1 protein-coding gene is annotated in these 525 nt (G+C 66.1%); it reads right to left on the reverse strand.

Annotation, left to right across the window (positions count from 1 at the left end):
- Positions 1–453 (reverse strand): ATP-binding cassette domain-containing protein (locus EN964_RS36820; RefSeq protein ID WP_164776596.1); only part of this gene is annotated, 453 nt, incomplete at its 3' end.
- Between the last annotated feature and the right edge of the window lie 72 nt (positions 454–525).

Consider the following 525-nt stretch of genomic DNA (forward strand, 5'->3'; position numbering starts at 1 on the left):
GTCGAGATGATTGGTCGGCTCATCGAGCAGCAGGATGTCTGGCTCCGGCGCCATGACGCGGGCAAGGGCAGCACGCCTCGCCTCGCCGCCCGACAGATCGTTCGGACGTTCCTCACCCGACAGTCCGAGATGCTCCATCAGATAGCTGGCGCGGTAGGGATCGTCGGCAGGGCCAAGCCCGGCCTCGACATAGGCGCGGACAGTGGCAAAGCCCTCCATGTCGGGCATCTGCGGCAAATAGCGGACAGTTGCCGAAGGCTGGCGGAACACCTCGCCGTCCTGCGGCTCGATCAGGCCAGCGGCGATCTTCAGCAGGGTCGACTTGCCCGACCCGTTGCGGCCGACCAGTGCGATCTTGTCGCCGGCCGAAGCCGTCAAGGCGGCGCCGTCGAGCAGCGGCGTGCCGCCGAAGGTCAGTTTTATCCCGTCGAGGTTGAGAAGAGGCGGGGCCATGTCAGCTTTCAGGTAAGGGATAGGGATGAGCGAGCAGCATCGCGCGGCCATGGCCGCGCGATGCTGCTCGCT

The organism is Mesorhizobium sp. M7A.F.Ca.CA.001.10.2.1 (assembly GCF_003998575.1).
In the GTDB taxonomy this organism is placed as follows: Bacteria; Pseudomonadota; Alphaproteobacteria; order Rhizobiales; family Rhizobiaceae; genus Mesorhizobium.